At 68.5% G+C, this 21,035-nt stretch carries 18 protein-coding genes; 9 read left to right on the top strand and 9 right to left on the bottom strand.

From position 1 onward, the window contains the following. Positions 1-34 precede the first annotated feature (34 nt). Both trxB and trxA read left to right on the top strand, forming a co-directional pair. Positions 35-1,003, top strand: coding sequence for a thioredoxin-disulfide reductase (gene trxB, locus ADL34_RS09670; RefSeq protein WP_062665924.1), 969 nt, complete (start codon positions 35-37; stop codon positions 1,001-1,003). Positions 1,004-1,037: 34 nt separating this feature from the next. Further along, the gene (trxA, locus tag ADL34_RS09665) at positions 1,038-1,370 is read left to right on the top strand and encodes a thioredoxin (RefSeq protein WP_062665925.1); all 333 of its coding nucleotides are present in this window, start codon (positions 1,038-1,040) and stop codon (positions 1,368-1,370) included. A gap of 80 nt (positions 1,371-1,450) precedes the next feature. Here the strand turns inward: trxA and ADL34_RS09660 are convergent, their stop codons facing one another. The 9 genes from ADL34_RS09660 to rpmH form a co-directional block, all read right to left on the bottom strand. Then, complete coding sequence (locus ADL34_RS09660; protein ID WP_062665926.1) at positions 1,451-2,068, bottom strand: GNAT family N-acetyltransferase; 618 nt, start codon at positions 2,066-2,068, stop codon at positions 1,451-1,453. Positions 2,069-2,411: 343 nt separating this feature from the next. Then, on the bottom strand, positions 2,412-3,509 hold the full coding sequence (locus tag ADL34_RS09655; RefSeq protein ID WP_079034054.1) for a ParB/RepB/Spo0J family partition protein: 1,098 nt from the start codon (positions 3,507-3,509) through the stop codon (positions 2,412-2,414). Next, complete coding sequence (locus ADL34_RS09650) at positions 3,506-4,579, bottom strand: ParA family protein (RefSeq protein ID WP_079034062.1); 1,074 nt, start codon at positions 4,577-4,579, stop codon at positions 3,506-3,508. Before ADL34_RS09650 ends, ADL34_RS09655 begins: the two co-directional genes overlap by 4 nt. A gap of 298 nt (positions 4,580-4,877) precedes the next feature. Continuing rightward, on the bottom strand, positions 4,878-5,594 hold the full coding sequence (rsmG, locus tag ADL34_RS09645; RefSeq protein WP_062665932.1) for a 16S rRNA (guanine(527)-N(7))-methyltransferase RsmG: 717 nt from the start codon (positions 5,592-5,594) through the stop codon (positions 4,878-4,880). Positions 5,595-5,713: 119 nt separating this feature from the next. After that, positions 5,714-6,226, bottom strand: coding sequence for a protein jag (locus ADL34_RS09640; protein ID WP_062665934.1), 513 nt, complete (start codon positions 6,224-6,226; stop codon positions 5,714-5,716). A 15-nt stretch (positions 6,227-6,241) separates the two neighbouring features. Beyond that, the gene (gene yidC, locus ADL34_RS09635; RefSeq protein WP_062665936.1) at positions 6,242-7,504 is read right to left on the bottom strand and encodes a membrane protein insertase YidC; all 1,263 of its coding nucleotides are present in this window, start codon (positions 7,502-7,504) and stop codon (positions 6,242-6,244) included. A 3-nt stretch (positions 7,505-7,507) separates the two neighbouring features. Next, complete coding sequence (gene yidD / locus ADL34_RS09630) at positions 7,508-7,861, bottom strand: membrane protein insertion efficiency factor YidD (protein WP_055621059.1); 354 nt, start codon at positions 7,859-7,861, stop codon at positions 7,508-7,510. Further along, positions 7,858-8,229 carry a ribonuclease P protein component gene (rnpA, locus tag ADL34_RS34690; protein ID WP_079033564.1) on the bottom strand — a complete coding sequence of 124 codons (372 nt, stop codon included), beginning with the start codon at positions 8,227-8,229 and terminating at the stop codon, positions 7,858-7,860. Before rnpA ends, yidD begins: the two co-directional genes overlap by 4 nt. Positions 8,230-8,250: 21 nt before the next feature. After that, entirely contained in the window at positions 8,251-8,388 is a 138-nt protein-coding gene (rpmH, locus tag ADL34_RS09620; RefSeq protein WP_003956500.1) for a 50S ribosomal protein L34, read from the bottom strand. A 383-nt stretch (positions 8,389-8,771) separates the two neighbouring features. On the opposite strand from rpmH, the gene dnaA reads away from it, so the two are divergent. The 7 genes from dnaA to gyrA all read left to right on the top strand — a co-directional run bounded on the left by dnaA (position 8,772) and on the right by gyrA (position 21,032). After that, the gene (dnaA, locus tag ADL34_RS09615) at positions 8,772-10,736 is read left to right on the top strand and encodes a chromosomal replication initiator protein DnaA (RefSeq protein ID WP_079034055.1); all 1,965 of its coding nucleotides are present in this window, start codon (positions 8,772-8,774) and stop codon (positions 10,734-10,736) included. Between the two features lie 1,059 nt (positions 10,737-11,795). After that, positions 11,796-12,926 carry a DNA polymerase III subunit beta gene (dnaN, locus tag ADL34_RS09610; protein ID WP_062665940.1) on the top strand — a complete coding sequence of 377 codons (1,131 nt, stop codon included), beginning with the start codon at positions 11,796-11,798 and terminating at the stop codon, positions 12,924-12,926. 195 nt (positions 12,927-13,121) lie between these two features. Further along, complete coding sequence (gene gnd / locus ADL34_RS09605; protein ID WP_062665942.1) at positions 13,122-13,997, top strand: phosphogluconate dehydrogenase (NAD(+)-dependent, decarboxylating); 876 nt, start codon at positions 13,122-13,124, stop codon at positions 13,995-13,997. 149 nt (positions 13,998-14,146) lie between these two features. After that, a complete protein-coding gene (gene recF, locus ADL34_RS09600) occupies positions 14,147-15,268 on the top strand; it encodes a DNA replication/repair protein RecF (protein ID WP_062665944.1) in 1,122 nt (373 codons plus the stop codon). Beyond that, complete coding sequence (locus tag ADL34_RS09595) at positions 15,265-15,828, top strand: DUF721 domain-containing protein (protein ID WP_062665946.1); 564 nt, start codon at positions 15,265-15,267, stop codon at positions 15,826-15,828. Before recF ends, ADL34_RS09595 begins: the two co-directional genes overlap by 4 nt. A gap of 506 nt (positions 15,829-16,334) precedes the next feature. Further along, positions 16,335-18,395, top strand: coding sequence for a DNA topoisomerase (ATP-hydrolyzing) subunit B (gene gyrB / locus ADL34_RS09590; RefSeq protein ID WP_179199251.1), 2,061 nt, complete (start codon positions 16,335-16,337; stop codon positions 18,393-18,395). 42 nt (positions 18,396-18,437) lie between these two features. Next, positions 18,438-21,032, top strand: coding sequence for a DNA gyrase subunit A (gene gyrA / locus ADL34_RS09585; protein WP_062665950.1), 2,595 nt, complete (start codon positions 18,438-18,440; stop codon positions 21,030-21,032). The last annotated feature ends 3 nt before the right edge of the window (positions 21,033-21,035 follow it).

The following is a 21,035-nucleotide window of genomic DNA, read 5'->3' as shown; positions in this document are numbered from 1 at the left end:
CCGACGAGGTATTCCAGAGACGAGGAATCAAGCCGTGAGCGACGTCCGAAACGTGATCATCATCGGCTCCGGGCCCGCCGGCTACACGGCGGCGCTCTACACCGCGCGCGCGTCGCTGAAGCCGCTGGTGTTCGAGGGCGCCGTCACCGCCGGTGGTGCGCTCATGAACACCACCGAGGTGGAGAACTTCCCCGGCTTCCAGGACGGCATCATGGGCCCCGAGCTCATGGACAACATGCGCGCCCAGGCCGAGCGCTTCGGTGCCGAGCTGATCCCGGACGACGTCGTCAACGTCGATCTGACCGGTGAGATCAAGACCGTCACGGACACCGCCGGCACCGTGCACCGCGCGAAGGCCGTCATCGTCACCACCGGCTCGCAGCACCGCAAGCTCGGTCTGCCGAACGAGGACGCGCTGTCGGGCCGCGGCGTCTCCTGGTGTGCCACCTGTGACGGGTTCTTCTTCAAGGACCAGGACATCGCCGTCATCGGTGGTGGCGACACCGCGATGGAGGAGGCGACCTTCCTCTCGCGCTTCGCCAACTCGGTGACGATCGTGCACCGCCGTGACACCCTGCGCGCTTCCAAGGCCATGCAGGACCGCGCCTTCGCCGACCCGAAGATCAAGTTCGTCTGGGACAGCGAAGTGGCCGAGGTCCAGGGCGAGCAGAAGCTCTCCGGCCTCAAGCTGCGCAACGTCAAGACGGGCGAGCTCTCCGACCTGGCGGTCACCGGCCTGTTCATCGCGATCGGCCACGACCCGCGCACGGAGCTGTTCAAGGGCCAGCTGGAGCTCGACGAGGAGGGCTACCTCAAGGTCGACGCCCCCTCGACGCGTACCAACGTGACCGGTGTCTTCGCCGCCGGTGACGTCGTGGATCACACCTACCGCCAGGCCATCACCGCCGCCGGCACCGGTTGTTCCGCCGCTCTGGACGCCGAGCGCTTCCTCGCCGCCCTGGCGGACGAAGAGAACGCCGAGCCCGAGAAGACCGCAGTCTGAACCCCACCCGCCCCACTTAGTTAAGGAGCCCGCAGTGGCCGGCACCCTGAAGAACGTGACCGACGAGACCTTCGAGCAGGACGTCCTCAAGAGCGACAAGCCCGTCCTGGTGGACTTCTGGGCCGCCTGGTGCGGTCCGTGCCGCCAGATCGCTCCGTCCCTCGAGGCGATCGCCGCCGAGCACGGCGACAAGATCGAGATCGTCAAGCTGAACATCGACGAGAACCCGGGTACGGCCGCCAAGTACGGCGTCATGTCCATCCCGACGCTGAACGTCTACCACAACGGCGAGGTCGCCAAGACCATCGTCGGTGCGAAGCCGAAGGCCGCGATCGTCCGCGACCTCGAGGACTTCATCGCTGAGTGATGTTTCACGTGAAACACGAATGGGCCAACCCCCTCGGGTTGGCCCATTTTCGTGCCGCGTAGCTCGCCGGTCGGCGGTGTCTAGAGCGGCCTCAACGCCGGTTCCTTCTGCACGGCCCCCAGGAGCCGGTCGAGCGCCATCTCGACGTCTTCCTTCCAGGACAGGGTCGTCCTCAGCTCCAGCCGCAGGCGGGGCGTCGTGGGGTGCGGGCGGACCGTCTTGAACCCCACGGCCAGGAGATGATCCGCGGGCAGCACGCACGCGGGTTCCTTCCACCGTGTGTCCCCGAACGCCTCGATCGCCTTGAACCCGCGCCGCAACAGATCCTTCGCGACCGTCTGGACCATGACCCGGCCCAGTCCCTGCCCCTGGTAGCCGGGCAGGATGAACGCGGTCATCAGCTGCACCGCGTCCGGGGACACCGGGCTCGTGGGGAACGCGGTCGAGCGGGGGACGTACGCCGGAGGCGCGTACAGCACGTGCCCCACGGGCACCTCGTCGACGTACACAACGCGGCCGCAGGAGCCCCAGTCCAGCAGGACGGCCGAGATCCAGGCTTCCTTCTCCAGAGCGGCAGTGCCCGCCTTTACCGCTGCCTCACCGCTGACGGGGTCGAGCTCCCAGAAGACGCATGACCGGCAACGCTTGGGAAGGTCCGGGAGGTTGTCCAGCGTGAGCGGTACGAGCCGACGCCCCATGAAGCCTGTTCCTCGCTTCCTTCGCCCGCGGCATCGCGGGCGGCTGCCAAGGCGCTCCGCTCCTTGAGCAGGCTGCCGACGAAGCCGCCGACCGCCCCCAGGCTCAGGGCCGCGCTCACCAATCCGGTGCGGCTCACCGTTCGCATGGACCCCGCCTCCCCTTAGAGGTCTTGCCCAGTGGATGCGCCATACCCGAACGCATCGTATCCACGATGAGATTCCATCGATACCGCATAAAAGCAAAGTGCGGGCCGTGTTCCGGTACACACCGGACACGACCCGCACTCACGACCGAGGAACCCGGTCAGAGGCTCCTCAGAGACTGGTCATAGTCGCTCGAGACTCAGCTCTCGGCGTCCTCGGCGTCATCACCGAGCAGGCTCTTCTGGAGCGCGAGCTTCTCCCCCGGAGCCAGCGTGCTGAGGATCCGCTCCAGGTCCTCGGGGGAGGCGAACTCGACGGTGATCTTGCCCTTCTTCTGCCCCAGCTCGACCTTCACCCGCGTCTCGAAGCGATCCGAGAGCCGAGTGGCGAGGTCGGACAGCGCCGGCGAGGGCACCGAGCCGGCCCGCGGCCCCTTGGAGCGCGGCGCTTTCTGAGGGCGCGACCCCATCAGCGTCACGATCTCCTCGACGGAACGGACCGAGAGCCCTTCGGCCACCACCCGGTAGGCGAGCCGTTCCTGCTCCTCCGGGTCGTCGACCGAGAGCAGGGCCCGGGCGTGCCCGGCGGAGAGGACTCCGGCCGCCACTCGGTTCTGGACCTTGGGGGACAGCTTCAGCAGACGCAGGGTGTTGGAGACCTGGGGGCGGGACCGGCCGATGCGGTCCGCCAGCTGGTCGTGCGTGCAGTTGAAGTCCTTCAGCAGCTGGTCGTAGGCCGCTGCCTCTTCGATCGGGTTCAGCTGCGCCCGGTGCAGGTTCTCCAGGAGGGCGTCCAGGAGAAGCTTCTCGTCGTCCGTGGCCCGCACGATCGCCGGGATCGCTTCGAGGCCGGCCTCGCGGCAGGCACGCCACCGCCGCTCGCCCATGATGAGCTCGTAGCGGGACGGCGCGAGCTGACGTACGACGATCGGCTGGAGAAGGCCGACCTCCTGGATGGAGGTGACGAGCTCCTGCAGAGCGTCCTCGTCGAAGATCTCCCGCGGCTGCCGGGGGTTCGGCGTGATCTCGTCGAGGGGGATCTCCGCGAAGTGGGCGCCCATCGGAGCCGAGGGAGCCTCGACAGCGTTGTTCGCCGGCGGCTCCTCTGTTTCACGTGAAACAGGCGGCAGGGTCGCCACCTTGGCCGCGGCCACTCCGCGGTCGCTCAGCGCCGGGGCAGCCGCCGTAGACGTACCGGCAATGCCGCCCAGCGCCGGTGGGGGCACGGTCTTCTCCGTCGGTGCAGCAGGGATCAGTGCGCCGAGACCACGGCCCAACCCCCTCCGTCGCTCGCTCACTGGATCCCCTCCACCATGTTCGGGTTGCTCTGGGCTCCGATATGGGCCTGCGTCGGGTCGTAGTTCACACCGACGCCCCTCAGAGCGATTTCTCGTGCCGCCTCAAGATAAGACAGGGCACCGCTCGATCCTGGATCGTAGGTCAGGACCGTCTGCCCATAGCTCGGCGCCTCGGAGATGCGGACCGAGCGGGGAATGCTCGTTCGGAGCACCTCTTCGCCGAAGTGGCTGCGCACCTCGTCCGCGACCTGCGACGCCAGCCTGGTGCGGCCGTCGTACATGGTGAGCAGGATCGTGGAGACATGCAGGGCGGGGTTGAGATGTCCCCGCACCAGGTCGACGTTCCGCAGGAGCTGCCCCAGGCCCTCCAGCGCGTAGTACTCGCACTGGATCGGGATGAGAACTTCCTGTCCCGCCACCAGCGCGTTGACCGTCAGCAGGCCGAGCGACGGCGGGCAGTCGATGAGGATGTAGTCCAGCGGCTGCTCATACGCCTGGATGGCCCGCTCCAGCCGGCTCTCCCGCGCCACCAGCGAGACCAGCTCGATCTCCGCACCAGCGAGATCGATCGTGGCCGGGGCGCAGAAGAGGCCTTCGACGTCGGGGACCGGCTGGACGACTTCCGCCAGCGGCTTGCTCTCCACCAGTACGTCGTAGATCGAGGGGACCTCGGCGTGATGATCGATTCCCAGAGCCGTGGATGCGTTGCCCTGCGGGTCGAGGTCGATGACCAGTACACGGCCACCATGCAGAGCCAGAGACGCGGCAAGGTTGACCGTGGTGGTCGTCTTGCCTACGCCGCCCTTCTGGTTGGCGACGACCATGACACGGGTCTGCTCGGGCCGTGGCAGGCCCTCGCCGGCGCGGCCCAGAGCTTCCACCGCCAATTGGGCAGCACGACCGATGGGAGTGTCGTCCATCGGGGGCGGTGTTTCACGTGAAACATCCTCCCCCATCGACTCGGTACGGGGACCGGGGACCGGATCGGTCATCGGTCCCGCGATGTTGGCGTCGGACCGCAAGGATTCACTCTCCTCGACTTCAGGCTCGCAATGAACAGAGCCTCCCATGTCTTCGGGGTCGTGAACCAGTGAGGCCTGGTGTTCTGTGGAGAAATCCACCTCTGTGGACAACTCCGTGCCCCTCGCGGGGGACGGATTGCTGTCAGGAACACCCTCTCCTAGAGAACCGAGAGGCTTCCGATCTCGAGGTTCGGCAGCAGCGCGGCCGCGGCTGATGATGCCGTGCAACAGTGAGCGACGTTTCACGTGAAACACGATGCACAGCAGCCGAGGCCGAACTGTCGCGACACTCCGGCATGGGTAGGTTTGCCAGCTTGTGTGGAGTACGTCTGGTCGTCGGGACGGATCAGCGGCGCCGGCGCGTGCGCCCCGTCCTGGCCGCCTTGGCACGCTTGGCCGCGAAACGCACGCCGCCCGGGCTCTCCCCGACCTCGACCCGGACGACTGTGGACAGCGGATCTACGACGCCCTCACCCACATGGAGGATGGACGTGCCCACCGCACCGAGCTTGCTCAACGCGGTGGCCGCACTCTTCAGCTCTTCCTCGGCGGTGTCCCCCTTGAGGGCCAGCATCTCGCCGTAGGGACGCAGCAGAGGGATTCCCCAGGTCGCCAGCCGGTCCAGCGGGGCCACGGCACGCGCGGTGACGACATGGACCGGCTGCAGCGTCCCCATGACCTCTTCGGCGCGCCCGCGCACGACGGTCACGTGGTCCAGTCCCAGCAGCTCCACGACCTCCGTCAGAAAGGTCGTACGCCGCAGCAGCGGCTCCAGCAGAGTGATCTTCAGGTCCTCCCGGACCAGGGCCAGGGGGATACCGGGCAGACCGGCCCCCGAGCCCACGTCGCACACCGTGACGTTCTCGGGTACGACCTCGGAGAGCACCGCGCAGTTCAGGAGATGCCGCTCCCAGAGACGAGGCACCTCCCGTGGCCCGATCAGGCCACGCTGCACACCCGCCTCGGCGAGCAGCTCGGCATAGCGGACCGCATCCGCGAAGCGATCGCCGAACACCTCACGTGCCTGCTCGGGCGCGGGGGGAAGCTCCGCTGCCTCCGTCACGGGGACCGTCCTTCCGTACGGCGCGGCGCACCGGGCGCCTGCACCAGAACCACGAGAACTATCGCTGACAAAGTTCGGCCCCGCCTGCGGGCAGACGGGGCCGGAGAACGTAAGGCCGATCAGGCGGGCAGAACGACGACGAACCGCTGCGGCTCCTCGCCCTCGGACTCGCTGCGCAGCCCCGCCGACTTGACCGCGTCGTGCACGACCTTGCGCTCGAACGGCGTCATCGGCTTCAGCTTGACCGGCTCGCCGGTGCTCCTGACCTCGGCGGCGGCCTTGGCACCCAGCTCGGAGAGCTCGGCACGCTTCTGGGCGCGGTAGCCCGCGATGTCCAGCATCAGCCGGCTGCGATCCCCGGTCTCCCGGTGCACGGCGAGACGCGTCAGCTCCTGCAGCGCCTCCAGCACCTCGCCGTCGCGCCCGACCAGCTTCTGCAGGTCGCGGCCGCCGGCGTCGCTGATGATCGACACAGCGGCGCGGTCGGCTTCGACGTCCATGTCGATGTCGCCGTCGAGATCGGCGATGTCCAGCAGACCCTCGAGGTAGTCCGCCGCGATCTCGCCCTCCTGCTCCAGGCGGGTCAGGGTGTCTGCACCCTCGGCGGCGGCGGAGGTGGTGCCTTCCGTCACGGGATGGGCTCCTTCTTACTTCTTGGACGGGGACTTGGGGCGCTGCGGACCGCCCTTGCGCTGCCCGGACTGGGCCTTGCTGCGACCCTGTCCTGCGGGCTTCGGCGCGGGCTTCTTGGCCGCCTCGGGCTTGTCGTCCTCGGACGCGTCGGCCTTCTGCAGGGACGTCGGCTCGTCGGCGTGCTTGGCGGCCGACTGGCGCTGCGACTTGCTCTGCCGCTTCGGCTGCTGACGCCGTGGAGCACCGCCGGCCGGGGTGCCGTCCTCGGTCACGGTGGCGACGGCGCCCTCGCTCTTGAGCACGGTGCCGTCGGGCTGCGCGGCGAGGCTCGCCTTGGACAGACTGTTGATGAACTTGCGCTCGTACTCGTTGCGGTCGCGGCCCTTGGCCACGATGGCCTTGATGATGGCCTTCTCGCCGCGCCCGCGGACCTTGCCGTGCTGCGTGACGCGCTTGGTGAGGCGCTCCAGGTAGGCGGCCTGGGCCTTGGAACCCGGGGTCGGGTTGTTGTGGATGACGTACATCTGCTGGCCCATGGTCCACACGTTGGTGGTCAGCCAGTAGACGAGGACACCGACCGGGAAGTTGATGCCGAAGACGGCGAACATGACCGGGAAGATGTACATGAGCATCTTCTGCTGCTGCATGAACGGCGTCTTCACCGTGGTGTCGACGTTCTTCGTCATCAGCTGGCGCTGCGTGTAGAACTGCGACGCCGACATCAGGACGATCATGATCGCGGTGACGACCCGGACGTCCGTCAGCGTGGCGCCGAGCTGGGCGACCTTGTCGGCGCTGTCCGTGAACTTCGCGGCGAGCGGGGCACCGAAGATGTGTGCCTTACGGGCGCTCTCGAGCAGCTGATCGTCGATGACGCCGATCGTCTTGCCCGTGGCGATGCCGTTGAGCACGTGGTACAGGGCGAAGAAGAACGGCGACTGCGCCAGGATGGGAAGGCACGAGGAGAGCGGGTTGGTGCCCGTCTCCTTGTACAGCTTCATCATCTCTTCGGACTGACGCTGCTTGTCGTTCTTGTAGCGCTCCTGGATCTTCTTCATCTCGGGCTGGAGCGTCTGCATGGCCCGGGTCGCCTTGATCTGCTTCACAAAGAGCGGGATCAGGCAGATACGGATCAGGATCACCAGGGACACGATGGACAGGCCCCAGGCCCACCCCGTGTCGGGGCCGAAGATGGCGCCGTACACCGAGTGGAACTGGACGATGACCCATGAGACGGGTGTCGTGATGAAGCTGAAGAGGCTGGCAATCGTGTCCACTAATCATGCTCCTTGGGCATGGGGCGAGGTCTCTGCGGCCGGGCTCGAAGGAACATTCTCTTCAATGGCCGTTTCGGCGGCGGAGGGCCCGCCCTTGCGTGCGCGCCATGCGTTGCGCAGCAGTTCGTGCCACCGCGGACGCTTGCGCGGCGGGACATGGTCCACACCGCCCAGTGACCACGGGTTGCATCGCAGGATGCGCCAGGCGGTGAGCGCCGTGCCCTTGATCGCACCGTGCCGGTCGATGGCCGTGTACCCGTAGTGGGAGCACGACGGGTAGTACTTGCACACCGGACCCAGCAGTGGACTGATCGTCCACTGGTACAGCTTGATCAGAGCCAGCAGTGGGTACTTCATCGCGCGCCCCCTCCCAGGAGCCGCTGCAGAGCGGCGTCCAGGTCTCGGGCCAGCTGTGCATGGTCGGCGTCACCCGAACCGGGTAGCGCTCGTACGACTACCAGGCTACCGGGGGGCAGCTGGTCGACTCGATCGCGCATGAGATGGCGAAGCCTGCGCTTCACCTTGTTCCGCACGACTGCACCACCCACGGCCTTGCTCACGACGAAACCCGCACGCGTCGGGGGAGCGCTCTCCCCAGGCGCATGCGGGTCCGTGGCACCGCTACGAAGATGGACGACGAGGTGCGGGCGTCCTGCCCGGCGCCCTCGTCGTACCGCGGTCGCGAAGTCCTCGCGCCGCCTCAGCCGGTTCTCGGTGGGCAGCACGACGGCATGACCTGACCGGGATCAGGCGGACAGACGGGCGCGACCCTTGCTACGGCGGGACGCGAGGATCGCGCGGCCGGCACGGGTGCGCATACGCAGCCGGAAGCCGTGGGTCTTCGCGCGACGACGGTTGTTCGGCTGGAAGGTGCGCTTGCTCACTCGGGGGCTCCAGTAATAAATCGGTGGTGGCGGGTGCCGTCCTGGCTGTCACCGTGCGCCCACGAGTAGCTCGCAGTTACGCCCGAGTGCACCGCTATCCGGTCACCTGACGTGACCTGTGCCCATCGGAGGCAGGCGGCAGCAGCCATCGACAACTCGACCTGGTTACGGTACGCGCGGCTACGCCATCCGGTCAAACCAGCCGCGACTGGGGGACACTATCCACAGGCTGGGGACAACGACTTGAACCGTACCCGTCGCGCTGACTACCGTGACGGAACTCCGATTCGTTCCCTTGTCCCCCCAGATTCTGACTCCACCCGATTGAATCCCGACCCGTCCCACAATCACACGTTCGTGGGACCTGTGAGAGAGCGTGCCCTGTGGCTGACGTACCTGCCGATCTTGCCGCAGTGTGGCCACGAGTACTCGAGCAGCTCCTCGGTGAGGGCCGCGGGCAGGGTGTGGAGGCGAAGGACGAGCACTGGATCCGGCGCTGCCAGCCCCTCGCGCTGGTCGCCGACACCGCACTGCTCGCCGTACCGAACGAATTCGCGAAGGGCGTACTGGAGGGCCGGCTGGCCCCGGTCGTCAGCGAGACCCTGACCCGTGAGTGCGGACGCCCGATCCGCATCGCGATCACCGTCGACGACTCGGCGGGCGAGCCCCCGGCCCCGGCCCCTCCGTCGCCCCAGCCCCAGGCCCAGCCCCGCTACGAGGAACCGGAGCTCCCGTCGTACGAGGGCTACGGCCGGCACCGCGCCGACGACCACATGTCCGACCCGCTGCCGACCGCGCGCCCGGCCTACCCCGGCGAGTACCAGCGCTCGGAGCCCGCGCCGGGCAGCTGGCCGCGCCCGTCCCAGGACGACTACGGCTGGCAGCAGCAGCGCCTCGGCTTCCCCGAGCGCGACCCGTACGCCTCGCCGCAGGAGTCGTACGGCCAGGACTCCTACGGGCAGGACGCCTACGGCTCCTCGTCGCAGGACTACCGTCCCCAGCCGGTGGACCGGCCGTCGTACGAGGGGAAGCGCTCCGACCGCGACCAGCGCCGCTCCGACTACGAGCAGCAGCGCCCGGACTACGACAAGCCGCGGCCCGAGTACGAGCAGCAGCGCCCGGAGTACGACCAGCGGCCGGACTACGACCAGCCGCGTTCGGATTACGACCGCGGGCCGCGCCGCGAGCTGCCCGATCCGCCGCCCGGCTCCGGTCATGTGCACCGGGGCGGGCCGGTCGGCTCGAACCTTCCGGCGTCCGGCGCCCCCGGTCCGCTCGCCGCGCAGCCCGCGCCGGCGTCCGGCCCCGGTGAGCCCACCGCGCGGCTGAACCCGAAGTACCTCTTCGACACGTTCGTCATCGGCGCGTCCAACCGCTTCGCGCACGCGGCCGCGGTGGCCGTCGCCGAGGCGCCCGCGAAGGCGTACAACCCCCTCTTCATCTATGGGGAGTCGGGGCTCGGCAAGACGCACCTGCTGCACGCGATCGGGCACTACGCGCGCAGCCTCTACCCCGGCACGCGCGTGCGGTACGTGAGCTCGGAGGAGTTCACGAACGAGTTCATCAACTCGATCCGCGACGGCAAGGGCGACAGCTTCCGCAAGCGGTACCGCGAGATGGACATCCTGCTCGTCGACGACATCCAGTTCCTCGCGGACAAGGAGTCGACGCAGGAGGAGTTCTTCCACACCTTCAACACCCTGCACAACGCGAACAAGCAGATCGTGCTCTCCAGCGACCGGCCGCCCAAGCAGCTGGTCACCCTGGAGGACCGGCTGCGCAACCGCTTCGAGTGGGGTCTGATCACGGACGTGCAGCCGCCCGAACTGGAGACGCGTATCGCGATCCTGCGCAAGAAGGCGGTCCAGGAGCAGCTCAACGCCCCGCCGGAGGTGCTGGAGTTCATCGCCTCCCGCATCTCGCGCAACATCCGCGAGCTGGAGGGCGCGCTGATCCGGGTGACGGCGTTCGCGTCGCTCAACCGGCAGCCTGTCGACCTGGGGCTGACGGAGATCGTGCTGAAGGACCTGATCCCCGGTGGCGAGGACTCGGCACCGGAGATCACCTCCACGGCGATCATGGGCGCCACCGCCGACTACTTCGGCCTCACGGTCGAGGACCTGTGCGGCACCTCGCGCGGGCGGGCACTCGTCACGGCCCGCCAGATCGCCATGTACCTGTGCCGTGAGCTGACGGACCTGTCGCTGCCGAAGATCGGCGCGCTGTTCGGCGGGCGCGACCACACCACGGTGATGCACGCCGACCGCAAGATCCGCAATCTGATGGCCGAGCGGCGCTCCATCTACAACCAGGTCACCGAGCTCACCAACCGCATCAAGAACGGCTGACGGACCACCTGCCGCCGGCCCGTCCGTGGCCGGCCGCACACCGCCGAGGGCGCCTCCGGATCTCTCCGGAGGCGCCCTTCGTCATGCCCGGGGACGGGCCGGGGACGGGCCGGCAAGTGGTCGGGGACGGCGCGCGACGCCGGCCCGCGGCGCTTCCCGACACCGTCCGCAGCACCCCCCGAAACCGTCCAGGGCGCCTCCCGAGACCGCCCGCGGCGCTTCCGACACCGTCCGCGGCACCTCCCGCGGCATCGTCCGCCCCGCGTCTCGCGACAGCGCTTGTTCGATTAACTGCCGGGTTACGGTCTTCCTCCACAGATTCGGCGACTTTCTCGCGTCCACACCCTGGGGACCGGGAAGTTGTCCAGACTGTGTCCACAGGCGGGTCTGTTGAAGGACCATCAGACCAGGTCAACCGGTTGTGGATTCGTGGACGAGCGCTCTCCACAGACTGTGGACGACGCGGAGATCCACAGCCTGTGCACGAAGTTGTCCACGGGCGACCCACAGGCTGGAGCCGGTTGTCCCCAGTGATTCCCAGCTTCTCCACACCGCTGTCCACTGTTCGGCAACGCGACGCGGCTCCTCACCGAGGCGAGTGAAAGGCGTCACACGAAGGTGCCGGGTTGCCCTGTGGGAAAGGCGGGTAAAGCTGGGGACGGCGCTGGGGAGAAGTCGCCCTGTCCTGTGCACGGGGTGTGCAGAACTTTCCGTTCTCCACAGAAACGGCCGGTTGTCCACGGCCTCCACCCACAGCCCCGGTGGACAAAATCTCGGCCCTGAGCTGGGCAAACGAGGTTATCCACGGTATCCACAGGCCCTACTACTACTCCCAACTAGAGAGAGCTGGGAATTCGTTTCGAAGAGGGGCCTGTGCACAACTCGCTGTCCGGCTCCCGGCTGCCCCACGTCACGACTTGACCCCGAGAGGCACCTACTGTCAGTGGGGTGCGTCAGACTGTTCCCGGTGTCCTTCCCCTCACTGGGGCCGACGACACCGAGACAGACGACGAAGCCAGGCAGGCCGAGAAGCGCCGGCAACAGCAGGAGGCGGCAACAGTGAAGATCCGGGTGGAACGCGACGTACTCGCGGAGGCCGTGGCCTGGGCGGCGCGCAGCCTCCCGGCCCGTCCGCCGGCGCCTGTCCTCGCCGGCCTCCTCCTGAAGGCCGAGGACGGTCAGCTGAGCCTGTCCAGCTTCGACTACGAGGTCTCCGCCCGGGTGGGTGTCGAGGCCGAGGTCGAGGAGGAGGGCACCGTCCTGGTGTCCGGCCGTCTCCTCGCCGACATCTGCCGCGCACTCCCCAACCGGCCGGTGGAGATTTCCACAGACGGTGTACGGGCGACCGTGGTCTGCGGCTCTTCGCGCTTCACCCTCCACACCCTGCCGGTGGAGGAGTACCCGGCGCTGCCGCAGATGCCCACCGCCACCGGCACCGTCCCCGGTGAGGTCTTCGCCTCCGCCGCAGCCCAGGTCGCCATCGCGGCCGGCCGCGACGACACGCTGCCCGTCCTCACCGGTGTCCGCATCGAGATCGAGGGCGACACCGTCACCCTGGCCTCCACCGACCGCTACCGCTTCGCGGTCCGCGAGTTCCTGTGGAAGCCGGAGAACCCGGAGGCCTCGGCGGTCGCCCTGGTGCCCGCCAAGACCCTCCTGGACACCGCCAAGGCGCTCACCAGCGGTGACAGCGTCACCCTGGCGCTCTCCGGCTCCGGTGCGGGCGAGGGCCTGATCGGTTTCGAGGGCGCCGGGCGCCGGACGACGACCCGTCTGCTCGAGGGCGACCTCCCGAAGTACCGCACGCTGTTCCCGACGGAGTTCAACTCGGTCGCCGTGATCGAGACGGCGCCGTTCGTCGAGGCCGTCAAGCGCGTGGCCCTGGTCGCCGAGCGGAACACGCCGGTGCGGCTCAGCTTCGAGCAGGGCGTGCTCATCCTGGAGGCCGGCTCCAGCGACGACGCACAGGCTGTGGAAAGGGTCGACGCCCAGCTGGAGGGCGACGACATCTCGATCGCCTTCAACCCGACCTTCCTGCTGGACGGCCTGAGCGCGATCGACTCCCCGGTGGCGCAGCTGTCGTTCACCACGTCCACCAAGCCCGCGCTGCTCAGCGGCAAGCCGGCCCTGGACGCGGAGGCGGACGAGGCCTACAAGTACCTGATCATGCCGGTGCGCCTGAGCGGCTGAGCCGCCGGCGGTCACCGCGGTTTGTCTCGGTTGTCCACAGGTCGGGGACGAAAGCCGCCCGGCCTGTGGGGAATCCCCAGGTGAGGGTGTACGTATGAGCGCGTATGCCCACAGCTGTGCGCGGACGTCCGGGTTTAGGGTCGACCCGGGCACGAAGGTGCCTGACACGCCACAGCAACCGAAGGAACACAACTGATGGAGCTCGGTCTCGTCGGCCTCGGCAAGATGGGCGGCAACATGCGCGAGCGGATCCGCCGCGCAGGCCACACCGTCGTCGGATACGACCGCAACGCTGACCTCGCGGACGTCCACAGCCTGGAAGAGCTTGTGGGCAAGCTTTCCGGCCCACGCGTGGTCTGGGTGATGGTCCCGGCGGGCGCGGCGACCCAGTCGACCATCGACGAGCTGGCCGAGCTGCTGGAGCCCGGCGACGTCGTGGTGGACGGCGGCAACTCCCGCTGGACGGACGACGAGAAGCACGCCGAGCAGCTGGCGGCCAAGGGCATAGGTTTCGTCGACTGCGGTGTCTCCGGCGGGGTCTGGGGCCTGGAGAACGGCTACGCGCTGATGTACGGCGGCTCCGAGGAGGACGTCGCCAAGGTGCAGCCGATCTTCGACGCCCTGAAGCCGGAGGGCGACTTCGGCTCGGTGCACGCCGGCAAGGTCGGCGCGGGCCACTTCGCGAAGATGGTCCACAACGGCATCGAGTACGCCATGATGCAGGCCTACGCCGAGGGCTGGGAGCTGCTGGAGAAGGTCGACTCCGTGACCGACGTCCGGGAGGTCTTCCGCTCCTGGCAGGAGGGCACGGTCATCCGCTCCTGGCTGCTGGACCTCGCGGTGAACGCCCTCGACGAGGACGAGCACCTGGAGGGCCTGCGGGGTTACGCACAGGACTCCGGCGAGGGACGCTGGACTGTGGAAGCCGCGATCGACCACGCCGTGCCGCTGCCCGCGATCACGGCCTCGCTGTTCGCGCGCTTCGCCTCGCGGCAGGACGACTCGCCGCAGATGAAGATGATCGCCGCCCTGCGGAACCAGTTCGGCGGGCACGCGGTCGAGAAGAAGTAGCCCGCACCAGAAGGAGCCCGCACACCGGCCGCGGCGGCGGCCGGAGGCGGTCCGCCGTCCGGGGTGGCCGATCTGGCACCCTGGACAACCCCGGTTGTCCACAGCTGGGGACGGTTGAACCACACGTTGGGGGAGGTCGGCGAACGACCATGCACGTCACGCATCTTTCGCTGGCCGACTTCCGCTCGTACGCCCGGGTCGAGGTCCCGCTCGACCCGGGCGTCACCGCGTTCGTCGGCCCCAACGGGCAGGGCAAGACGAACCTCGTCGAGGCCGTCGGCTATCTCGCCACCCTCGGCAGCCACCGCGTCTCCTCCGACGCCCCGCTGGTGCGCATGGGCGCCGACCGCGCCATCGTCCGCGCCCAGGTACGGCAGGGCGAGCGCACCCAGCTGGTCGAGCTGGAGCTGAACCCGGGGAAGGCCAACCGCGCCCGCATCAATAGATCGTCGCAGGTCAGACCGCGTGACGTGCTCGGCATCGTGCGGACCGTGCTGTTCGCCCCGGAGGACCTCGCGCTGGTCAAGGGCGACCCCGGCGAGCGGCGGCGGTTCCTCGACGAGCTGATCACCGCCCGCTCCCCGCGCATGGCGGGCGTGCGCTCCGACTACGAGCGCGTGCTCAAGCAGCGCAACACCCTGCTGAAGTCGGCCGCGCTGGCCCGCCGGCACGGCGGCCGGTCCATGGACCTGTCCACCCTCGACGTCTGGGACCAGCACCTCGCGCGCGCGGGCGCGGAGCTGCTCGCCCAGCGCCTCGACCTGATCGCCGCGATCCAGCCGCTGGCCGACAAGGCGTACGAGCAGCTGGCCCCCGGCGGCGGTCCGGTCGCCCTGGACTACAAGCCGTCGGCGCCCGGTGAGGCGCACACCCGCGACGACCTGTTCGAGCAGTTGACGGCGGCGCTCGCCGAGGCCCGCAAGCAGGAGATCGAACGCGGCGTCACCCTCGTCGGCCCGCACCGCGACGACCTGCTGCTCAGGCTCGGCCAGCTGCCCGCCAAGGGGTACGCCTCGCACGGCGAGTCCTGGTCGTACGCGCTGGCTCTGCGCCTGGCCTCCTACGACCTGCTGCGCGCCGAGGGCAACGAGCCGGTGCTGGTCCTGGACGACGTCTTCGCGGAGCTGGACAGCCGGCGCCGTGAGCGCCTGGCCGAGCTGGTCGCGCCCGGCGAGCAGGTCCTGGTGACCGCCGCGGTCGACGACGACGTACCGCACGTCCTGGCGGGGGCGCGGTACACCGTGTCCGAGGGGACGGTGGAGCGCGTATGAGCGAGCAGCCGTCCGAGAACCCTCCCGCCGGCTCCTCCGGGGAGGCCGCCAGGACCCCCGAGCCCTCCGGGGTCGACCTCGCGCGCGTGGCGCTGCGCGCGGCGAAGGAGCAGGCACGCGCGCGGGGGGACGCGGCACACCAGAAGAAGCAGGCCCGGCGCGGTGGCGGTCTGCGCTCCGGCGCGCGGGCCGACGGACGCGACCCCCTGGCGCTCGGCGCGGCCATCAACCGCCTGATCAACGAACGCGGTTGGGAGACGCCGGCGGCCGTGGGCGGTGTGATGGGCCGCTGGCCGGAGATCGTCGGCGAGGACGTCGCCAAGCACTGCGTACCGGAGCGGTACGACGAGGACGAGCGGGTCCTGGTCGTGCGCTGCGACTCCACGGCCTGGGCGACCAACCTGCGGCTGCTCGCGCCGACGCTGGTGGCCCGGCTCAACGAGGACCTGGGCCACGGGTCGGTCCGGCAGATCAAGGTGCAGGGCCCGGGTGGCCCCGCCCGCCGCTACGGCCCGCTGCGCGCCCCCGGCAGCACGGGTCCGGGCGACACGTACGGCTGAGCGCGTTCGGCAGCGGTTCCGGGCGCTGTCCCCACCGCCCCGCCCCGGCCGAAAAGGCGCCCGAAACAGCCGTCACGGGCGTCCCCGCGGCCTCTCCGGGCTCAGGTGACAGACATCACATCATTGCCTCTGTGGAGCCTCGAAACGACGTCCGCGAGCCGTTCGTCGTACAACCGCACGCGGTTGCGAATCCTGAGGTGACTCCGAAGTAGCCAAGGGTTGACGGCTCGAAGCGCTGAGTGCCGCTGTGAGCCTCTTGGAGCCCCCTTCCGCATATCGGGAGTCCTCCGAGCCGGGTTCAGGGCGGCACATGCGGACTCAGGTACCGCCAAACCCCCATCACTGTCAGCGCTACCGGTAGACTGGAAGACAATCCCGCCCCAGTCGTGGGGACCGTCCGGGACACGCTGAGCAACGCTGATCAAGGCTTACCAACGCAACATGCCGCAGCCGCTCCGGCAACCCGCCGACGAGCTTGGCTCGTGCTGTGCCAGAAAGGGCGCTTCGTGGCCGATTCCGGCAACCCCAACGAGAACATTCCGTCCACCGACGCCGGCGCCGACGGCGCGGGCGCTTCGTCGAGCGGTGAGGTCACCTCCTCCTACGACGCCAGCGCCATCACCGTCCTCGAGGGCCTGGACGCGGTTCGCAAGCGACCCGGTATGTACATCGGTTCGACCGGCGAGCGCGGACTGCACCACCTCGTGCAGGAGGTCGTCGACAACTCCGTCGACGAGGCCCTGGCCGGTCACGCGGACACGATCGACGTGACGATCCTTCCCGACGGCGGCGTCCGCGTCGTCGACAACGGCCGCGGCATCCCGGTGGGCATCGTCCCGTCCGAGGGCAAGCCGGCCGTCGAGGTCGTCCTGACCGTTCTGCACGCGGGCGGCAAGTTCGGCGGCGGTGGCTACGCGGTCTCCGGCGGTCTGCACGGCGTCGGCGTGTCCGTCGTGAACGCCCTGTCCACCAAGGTCGCCGTCGAGGTCAAGACCGACGGCTACCGCTGGACGCAGGACTACAAGCTCGGCGTCCCGACCGCCCCGCTCGCCAAGCACGAGGCGACGGAGGAGCACGGCACCTCGGTCACCTTCTGGGCCGACCCGGACATCTTCGAGACCACCGAGTACTCCTTCGAGACGCTCTCGCGGCGCTTCCAGGAGATGGCGTTCCTCAACAAGGGCCTGCGCATCCGGCTCACCGACGAGCGCGAGTCGGCGAAGGCGACCTCCGGCGCGGACGAGGCGGGCGCCGACGAGAAGGCCGAGGTCAAGTCGGTCGACTACCACTACGAGGGCGGCATCGTCGACTTCGTGAAGTACCTCAACTCCCGCAAGGGGGACGTGGTGCACCCCACCGTCATCGACCTGGAGGCCGAGGACAAGGACAAGCTCCTGTCCCTCGAGGTCGCGATGCAGTGGAACAGCAGCTACACCGAGGGCGTCTACTCCTTCGCCAACATCATCCACACGCACGAGGGCGGTACCCACGAAGAGGGCTTCCGCGCCGCGCTGACCTCGCTGATCAACAAGTACGCGCGCGACAAGAAGCTGCTGCGCGACAAGGACGACAACCTCACGGGCGACGACATCCGCGAGGGTCTGACGGCGATCATCTCGGTCAAGCTGAGCGAGCCTCAGTTCGAGGGCCAGACCAAGACGAAGCTCGGCAACACCGAGGTGAAGACCTTCGTCCAGAAGGTCGTCTACGAGCACCTGGCGGACTGGCTCGACCGCAACCCGAACGAGGCCGCGGACATCATCCGCAAGGGCATCCAGGCCGCGACCGCGCGCGTGGCCGCCCGCAAGGCGCGCGACCTGACCCGCCGCAAGGGGCTGCTGGAGACCGCGTCCCTGCCGGGCAAGCTCTCCGACTGCCAGTCGAACGACCCCACCAAGTGCGAGATCTTCATCGTCGAGGGCGACTCCGCCGGCGGCTCGGCCAAGTCCGGCCGCAACCCCGAGTACCAGGCGATCCTCCCGATCCGCGGCAAGATCCTCAACGTCGAGAAGGCGCGGATCGACAAGATCCTGCAGAACCAGGAGATCCAGGCGCTGATCTCGGCCTTCGGCACGGGTGTGCACGAGGACTTCGACATCGAGAAGCTGCGCTATCACAAGATCATCCTGATGGCGGACGCCGACGTCGACGGCCAGCACATCAACACCCTGCTGCTGACGTTCCTGTTCCGCTTCATGCGTCCGCTGGTCGAGGCCGGGCACGTCTTCCTGTCGCGTCCGCCGCTCTACAAGATCAAGTGGGGCCGGGACGAGGTGGAGTACGCCTACTCCGACCGCGAGCGCGACGCGCTGATCGAGATGGGCCGCCAGCGCGGCAAGCGCATCAAGGAGGACTCGATCCAGCGCTTCAAGGGTCTCGGTGAGATGAACGCCGAGGAGCTGCGCGTGACGACGATGGACCAGGAGCACCGCGTCCTCGGCCAGGTCACGCTCGACGACGCCGCCCAGGCCGACGACCTGTTCTCGGTCCTGATGGGCGAGGACGTCGAGGCGCGCCGCCAGTTCATCCAGCGCAACGCCAAGGACGTCCGCTTCCTCGACATCTGAGTCGGTCTCAGCTGACCGCACCAGGAAGGATCTTCACCAGCAATGGCCGACGAGAACACTCCCGTCACTCCTGAAGAGGGCGGCGTCATCGCCCAGCGTGTCGAGCCCGTCGGGCTCGAGACGGAGATGCAGCGCTCGTACCTCGACTACGCGATGTCCGTCATCGTCTCGCGTGCGCTGCCCGACGTCCGGGACGGCCTCAAGCCCGTCCACCGCCGCGTCCTGTACGCCATGTACGACGGCGGCTACCGCCCCGAGCGCGGCTTCTACAAGTGCGCGCGCGTCGTCGGCGACGTCATGGGCAACTACCACCCCCACGGCGACTCCTCGATCTACGACGCCCTGGTGCGTCTCGCCCAGTCGTGGTCGATGCGCATGCCGCTCGTCGACTCCAACGGCAACTTCGGCTCTCCGGGCAACGACCCGGCGGCGGCCATGCGCTATACCGAGTGCAAGATGGCGCCGCTGTCGATGGAGATGGTCCGTGACATCGACGAGGAGACCGTCGACTTCACGGACAACTACGACGGCCGCTCCCAGGAGCCGACGGTCCTGCCGTCCCGCTTCCCGAACCTGCTGATCAACGGCTCGGCCGGTATCGCGGTCGGCATGGCGACCAACATCCCGCCGCACAACCTGCGCGAGGTCGCCGCCGGCGCCCAGTGGTACCTGGAGAACCCCGAGGCCTCGCACGAGGAGCTGCTGGACGCGCTCATCGAGCGCATCAAGGGCCCCGACTTCCCGACCGGCGCCCTCGTCGTCGGCCGCAAGGGCATCGAGGAGGCGTACCGCACGGGCCGCGGCTCCATCACGATGCGCGCGGTCGTCGAGGTCGAGGAGATCCAGAACCGCCAGTGCCTGGTGGTCACGGAGCTGCCCTACCAGGTCAACCCCGACAACCTCGCGCAGAAGATCGCCGACCTGGTGAAGGACGGCAAGATCGGCGGTATCGCCGACGTCCGCGACGAGACGTCGTCCCGTACGGGCCAGCGCCTGGTGATCGTCCTCAAGCGGGACGCGGTCGCCAAGGTCGTCCTGAACAACCTGTACAAGCACACGGACCTGCAGACGAACTTCGGCGCCAACATGCTGGCGCTCGTCGACGGCGTCCCGCGCACGCTCTCCCTGGACGCGTTCATCCGCCACTGGGTGACGCACCAGATCGAGGTCATCGTCCGTCGTACGCGCTTCCGGCTGCGCAAGGCCGAGGAGCGGGCGCACATCCTGCGCGGCCTGCTGAAGGCCCTGGACGCCATCGACGAGGTCATCGCGCTCATCCGGCGCAGCGACACCGTCGAGATCGCGCGCGGCGGCCTGATGGAGCTCCTGGAGATCGACGAGATCCAGGCCAACGCCATCCTCGAGATGCAGCTGCGCCGGCTGGCCGCCCTGGAGCGCCAGAAGATCGTCCAGGAGCACGACGAGCTCCAGGCGAAGATCACCGAGTACAACGCGATCCTGGCCTCCCCGGTCCGCCAGCGCGGCATCGTGAGCGAGGAGCTCGCCGCGATCGTCGAGAAGTACGGCGACGACCGCAAGACCATGCTGGTGCCCTACGACGGCGACATGTCCATCGAGGACCTCATCGCCGAAGAGGACATCGTGGTCACCGTCAGCCGGGGCGGCTACGTCAAGCGCACCAAGACGGACGACTACCGGGCGCAGAAGCGCGGCGGCAAGGGCGTGCGCGGCACGAAGCTGAAGGAAGACGACATCGTCGACCACTTCTTCGTCTCGACCACGCACCACTGGCTGCTCTTCTTCACGAACAAGGGCCGTGTCTACCGGGCCAAGGCGTACGAGCTGCCGGACGCCGGCCGGGACGCGCGCGGGCAGCACGTGGCGAACCTGCTGGCCTTCCAGCCGGACGAGGCCATCGCCGAGATCCTCGCGATCCGCGACTACGAGGCGGCGCCGTACCTGGTGCTGGCCACCAAGGCGGGCCTGGTCAAGAAGACGCCTCTGAAGGATTACGATTCGCCGCGCTCCGGCGGTGTCATCGCGATCAACCTTCGCGCGATGGAGGACGGTTCCGACGACGAACTGATCGGTGCCGAACTGGTCTCGCCCGACGACGATCTGCTTCTGATCAGCAAGAAGGCCCAGTCGATCAGGTTCACCGCTACGGACGAGTCACTGCGGCCCATGGGCCGTGCCACCTCGGGTGTCAAGGGCATGAGCTTCCGCGAGGGGGACGAGCTCCTCTCGATGAATGTTGTTCGAACCGGTACGTTCGTGTTCACTGCCACCGACGGCGGGTACGCGAAGCGGACCGCGGTCGACGAGTACCGCGTCCAGGGTCGCGGCGGCCTCGGCATCAAGGCCGCCAAGATCGTCGAGGACCGCGGTTCCCTCGTCGGCGCGCTGGTGGTCGAGGAGACCGACGAGATCCTCGCCATCACGCTCGGCGGCGGTGTGATTCGTACGCGAGTCAACGAGGTCAGGGAGACGGGCCGTGACACCATGGGCGTCCAACTGATCAACCTGGGCAAGCGCGACGCCGTCGTAGGTATCGCACGCAACGCCGAGGCGGGACGCGAGGCGGAGGAGGTCGACGGCGACGTGGCCGTCGACGAGACCGCCGAGGGGGTCGCGACCACCGGCATGGACGAGGGTGACGCGCCCTCTGCCGAGTAGCAC

The sequence above is a fragment of the Streptomyces sp. NRRL WC-3605 genome (assembly GCF_001509795.1).
In the GTDB taxonomy this organism is placed as follows: Bacteria; Actinomycetota; Actinomycetes; order Streptomycetales; family Streptomycetaceae; genus Streptomyces; species Streptomyces viridochromogenes.
This window is presented reverse-complemented; position numbering and strand designations above follow the sequence as displayed.